The following is a 5,069-nucleotide window of genomic DNA, read 5'->3' as shown; positions in this document are numbered from 1 at the left end:
CGGTCGGCGACCACCTCCGCCATCGCGTTGGCGGGTGCGACGAGCCCGACCGTGCGGCCGGCGATCGCGGCGACCTCGCCGATGGCCCAGACTCCCGCCCTGCTGGCGCGGCAGGCCTCGTCGACGACCACGCCTCCGCGCGGTGCGACCTCGATCCCGACCGCTCGGGCGAGCTCGTCGCGCGCCGTGATCCCGATGGAGAAGACCACGAGATCGGCGCTGATGCTGCTGCCGTCGGTCAGCGCGACGCCGAGCACCGTCCCCGTCGGCGAGGTGAGGATCGCGGTGGGCCGGTTGCCGAGGTGCAGCGCGATCCCCTGCGCCGAGATGATGCGGCCGAGGGCCTGCCCGGCGCCCTCGTCGAGCTGCGCGCTCATCAGCCAGCGGCCGGAGTGGACGAGGGCGGTGCGCGCACCGAGCCGGTGCGCGCCTCCCGCCGCCTCGAGGCCGAGCAGACCGCCGCCGACCACGACCACGATCGCGGGGCGGCCGCGCCGGGCGCGGAACGCGGCGAGCTCGGCGACGAGCCCGTCCACGTCCTCGAGCGTGCGGTAGACGCGGCCGTGCTCGGCGCCCTCGATCGGCGGGACCGTGGCGGAGGAGCCCGTCGCCAGGACGATCTCGTCGCCCTCGAGGGAGCGGCCGTCCGCGAGCTCGACGCGCAGGCGGTCGGGATCGATCGCGACGACACGGGAGGAGGTGATCAGCCGCGCCGACTCCCACAGAGCGCCGTCGCCCAGAGTCAGGTCGTGCTCGCCGTCGAGGCGCTTCGAGAGTGCGACGCGGTCGTAGGGACGGTGCACCTCCTCGCCGAGGACGGTGATCTCCAGCGCCTGATCGCCGGCCCGGGCGACGAGCGCGTCGACCAGGCGGTGCGCGGCGGGTCCCGCTCCGACGACGAGCACGCGTCGGGGCCGGGCGGCGGGGTTCGCTCCAGGAGTCATGACGTCCACCGTAGGGACGGCCCGTTTCCCCGCCGTTGCCCCGGTGTAACAGCGTGTGACGCGCGCCTCTCGGCGAGCGCCGCCGGCCGTGAGGGCTTCGTTACGCCCGTGACACCGGAGGCGTGCTCGCACGAAACGCGCGATCCCTACCGTTGCCTCATCGCGTCCGACCGGGTGCGGTGGCCCACCCGCAGGAAGAAGGCGCAGCGATGACCCTCCTCGATCGGCTCGCCCCCGCGACCGCCACCACCTGGGTGCCGGTCTGCGCCGTCGGCGACCTCGAGCCGCTCTGGGGCGAGGCCGCCCTGGTCGGCGGTGTGCAGCTCGCCCTGTTCCTCCTGCCCGACGGGCGGGTGCGGGCCGTCTCGAACCTCGACCCCGCGACCGGCGCGGCCGTGCTCTCGCGCGGCATCGTCGGCTCGCGTCTGGTCGACGGGGTGCAGCGGCCCACGATCGCCTCGCCCCTGCACAAGGACGTCTTCGACCTCGAGACCGGCGCCTGCTTCACACGAGCGGAGCTGCACCTCGCCACATGGCAGGTCCGCGAGAGCGACGGCACGATCGAGGTCGCCCAGCGGACCGCTCTGGTCGCCGCGTCCCACGGGACCTCCGACGACGACGGGAGACGTGCCGTCGCCGCGCTGGTCGAGGCGGTCCGCCGGGCCAACCCGGCGCTGGACGTGCTCGACTCCTTCGTCGACGTGCAGCAGCCCGACGTCCCCGCGACCCTGGGCTCTCTCGAGCCGGGCCGGCCGGCGGTGGTCGTGCCGCTGCTGCTCTCGGCCGGCTACCACGTGCACGTCGACCTGGCCGAGGCCGCGGCGGAGGCGGAGCGGCCGGTGCGGGTCTCGGGCGCGCTCGGACCCGATCCCCGCCTGGCGCGCGTGCTCGCCCGCCGGCTCCACGAGGCAGGGCTCGACGACGGCGACCGCGTCGTGCTCGCCGCCGCCGGCTCGAGCGACGCCGGTGCCGTCGCGGACTGCTGGACCACCGGCCGCCTCCTCGCCGCCGAGCTCGGCCGCGAGGTGAGCACCTCGTTCATCTCGGCCGCCGAGCCGCGGATCGCGGAGGCGGTCGCCGCCGAGCGCGCCGCCCACCCCGGCGCGCGCGTCGTGGTCGCCACCTACCTGCTCGCGCCCGGCTACTTCGCCGGCCTGGCCGCCTCCGCGGGGGCCGACCTCGCCTCCGCTCCCCTCCTCACCGCCGTCGATCCGCCCGCCCGCGAGCTGGTCGACATCGTCTCGGAGCTGTTCGGGCGCAACGCCTGACGCCTCCTCCCCGCACCACCACCGCTCCACCTCCCCGTCCCGAGCGCGCCCTCGCGCGCGTCGCCCACCCTCCGGAGGACCACGATGACTGCTGCACCCCCGACCACCGTCCCCACGACCGCCGCCACATCCACCGGCATCATCCGACGGCCGGGCCGCTGGATCGACGGCTGGAACCCCGAGGACCCCGCCCAGTGGGAGGCGGAGGGACGCTCCGTCGCCGCTCGCAATCTGAGGTGGTCGATCTTCGCCGAGTTCCTCGGCTTCGTCGTCTGGCAGCTCTGGTCGGTCGTGGTCGTCTCGCTGCCGGCGGCCGGGTTCGCCTTCGACACCGGGCAGATCTTCTGGCTCATCTCGATGCCGAGCCTCGTCGGCGCCACCCTGCGGATCCCGTACACGTTCATGGTCCCCCGCTTCGGCGGCCGCAACTGGACGATCGTGTCGGCGGGCCTCCTGCTGATCCCGAGCGTCGGACTCGGCATCGTGGTCTCGAATCCGGAGACCCCGTTCGGCGTCATGCTCCTGGTGGCCGCGCTCGCCGGCTTCGGCGGCGGCAACTTCGCCAGCTCGATGGCGAACATCACCTTCTTCTACCCGCACGCGCAGAAGGGCTGGGCTCTGGGGCTCAACGCCGCGGGCGGCAACCTGGGCGCCTCCGTCGCGCAGCTCGTCGTACCGATCGCGATCACCGTCGGCGCCGCGGCCACGCTGAACCTGCCGATCGCCGGCTTCCTCTGGGTCCCCCTGATCGTCGTGGCGATGATCGGCGCCGCCAAGCGCATGGACAACCTCTCGACCGCGAAGTCCGACGTCGCCGCCTCCCTCGCCGCGCTCCGCGAGCCGCACCTCTGGCTGCTGGCCGTGCTCTACATCGGCACCTTCGGGTCCTTCATCGGATTCGCCGGCGTATTCCCGAAGCTCATCGCCGACACCTTCCCCGAGTTCTCCGGCTTCGCCGTCGGCTCGGCGACGGTCGGCCTCGCGTTCCTCGGCTCCCTGGTGGGCTCGCTGTCCCGCCCCTCCGGCGGCCGTCTGGCCGACCGCTTCGGCGGAGCGCCTGTCACGGTCCTCGCCTTCGTCGCCATGGGCGCCGGGATCCTCGGCGTGATCGCGACACTGCCGCTCGGCAGCTTCTGGCTCTTCCTCGCCTGCTTCCTCGTGCTCTTCTCGGCGGCCGGCATCGGCAACGGCGCGACCTACCGCATGATCCCCACGGTGTTCGCCCTCCGCGCCCGCCAGCGCGGTGACGACGGCATCGGCGCCCAGCGCACGTCCGCCGCGGCGCTCGGCCTGATCTCGGCGATCGGCGCCTACGGCGGCTTCGTGATCCCCCAGCTGCTCGGCTTCTCCAAGACCGAGTTCGGCGACTACACGACGGCGCTGGGCTGGTTCGTCGGCGCCTATGCGGTGATGCTCGCGATCACGGCCGGCGTCTACCTCCGCCTCGCCGCGAAGACGGGGACCCGGATCTGACGATGAGCGCACCCGCCCCGACCGACTCCCACTGCCCGTACTGCGCCCTGCAGTGCGCGATGACGCTGACACCCGCGGCGGGCCCCGTGCCCCTGGCGGTCGAGGGGAGGGAGTTCCCGACGAACCGGGGCGGGCTCTGCGCCAAGGGCTGGACCTCCGCCGAGCTGCTGGCGAGCGGACAGCGCCTGGTCTCCCCGCTGCTGCGCGGCGCCGACGGCGTCCTCGCGGAGGCGTCGTGGGAGGAGGCGCTCGACGCGGTCGCCGGGGCGGTGCGCGGCGTCCGGGAGCGGCACGGCGCCGACGCGGTGGCCGTCTTCGGCGGCGGGGGCCTCACCAACGAGAAGGCCTACCAGCTCGGGAAGTTCGCTCGGATCGCTCTCGGCACCTCCCGGATCGACTACAACGGCCGCTTCTGCATGTCCTCGGCCGCGGCGGCCGGCAACCGCGCCTTCGGCGTCGATCGCGGACTGCCGTTCCCGGTGTCCGACCTCGACGACGCCGACACGATCCTGCTCCTGGGCTCGAACGTCGCCGCGACGATGCCGCCGCTTCTCGCCCACTTCGCCGGTGCCCGCTCGCGGGGCGGCCTGGTGGTCGTCGACCCGCGCCGCTCGGCCACCGCGCGGCTGACGGAGGACGGCGCCGGCACGCATCTGCAGCCCGCTCCCGGGACGGATCTGCCGCTCCTGCTCGGGCTGATCCACCTGGTCTTCGCCGAGGGCCTCGCCGACACCGCCTACCTCGCCGCGCGCACGACCGGCGCCGAGGCGGTGCGCCGCAGCGTCTCGGCGTGGTGGCCGGAGCGCACGTCCGCGGTCACGGGCGTGCCGACCACGCTCCTCCGCTCCCTCGCGCGCCGGCTCGCCGCGGGGCGGTCGTTCGTGCTGACCGGCCGCGGGGTCGAGCAGCACGTCGACGGCACCGACACCGCGACCGCCGCGATCAACCTCGCTCTCGTGCTCGGCCTGGTGGGTCGCGAGGGGTCGGGGTACGGCACGCTCACCGGTCAGGGCAACGGCCAGGGCGGACGCGAGCACGGCCAGAAGGCCGATCAGCTCCCGGGGTACCGCTCCATCCGCGATCCGGAGGCGCGGCGCCACGTCGCCGCCGTCTGGGACGTGACGCCCGAATCGATCCCCGGCCCGGGCCTGCCCGCCACCGCCCTGCTCGCCGAGCTCGGACGCTCCGTGCACTGCCTGCTGGTGCACGGCTCCAACGTGGTCGTCTCGGCTCCGGACGCCGACGCCGTCCGCGCCGGGCTCGAGGCCCTGGACACGCTGGTCGTCTGCGACTTCTTCCTCTCCGAGACCGCCGCACTGGCCGATGTGGTGCTCCCGGTGCCGCAGTGGGCGGAGGAGGAGGGCACGATGACCTCGCTCGAGGG

Annotated in this window: 4 protein-coding genes; 3 read left to right on the top strand and 1 reads right to left on the bottom strand. The window is 74.3% G+C overall.

Going from position 1 to position 5,069, the window contains the following annotated elements; translation table 11 throughout:
• A partial coding sequence (locus tag C5C27_RS16510; RefSeq protein WP_146079727.1) for an NAD(P)/FAD-dependent oxidoreductase occupies positions 1–944 on the bottom strand: 944 nt, incomplete at its 3' end.
• Between the two features lie 209 nt (positions 945–1,153).
• Between C5C27_RS16510 and nirD the strand changes: the two genes are divergently transcribed.
• From nirD to C5C27_RS16495, 3 genes are all read left to right on the top strand, one after another.
• On the top strand, positions 1,154–2,212 hold the full coding sequence (nirD, locus tag C5C27_RS16505; RefSeq protein ID WP_104224353.1) for a nitrite reductase small subunit NirD: 1,059 nt from the start codon (positions 1,154–1,156) through the stop codon (positions 2,210–2,212).
• An 84-nt stretch (positions 2,213–2,296) separates the two neighbouring features.
• Positions 2,297–3,685 carry an MFS transporter gene (locus C5C27_RS16500; protein ID WP_104314940.1) on the top strand — a complete coding sequence of 463 codons (1,389 nt, stop codon included), beginning with the start codon at positions 2,297–2,299 and terminating at the stop codon, positions 3,683–3,685.
• Positions 3,686–3,687: 2 nt separating this feature from the next.
• Positions 3,688–5,069: molybdopterin oxidoreductase family protein (locus C5C27_RS16495; protein WP_181133575.1), on the top strand; the 1,382-nt coding region annotated here is incomplete at its 3' end.

Source organism: Rathayibacter sp. AY2B7 (assembly GCF_002931635.1).
In the GTDB taxonomy this organism is placed as follows: domain Bacteria; phylum Actinomycetota; class Actinomycetes; order Actinomycetales; family Microbacteriaceae; genus Rathayibacter.
This window is presented reverse-complemented; position numbering and strand designations above follow the sequence as displayed.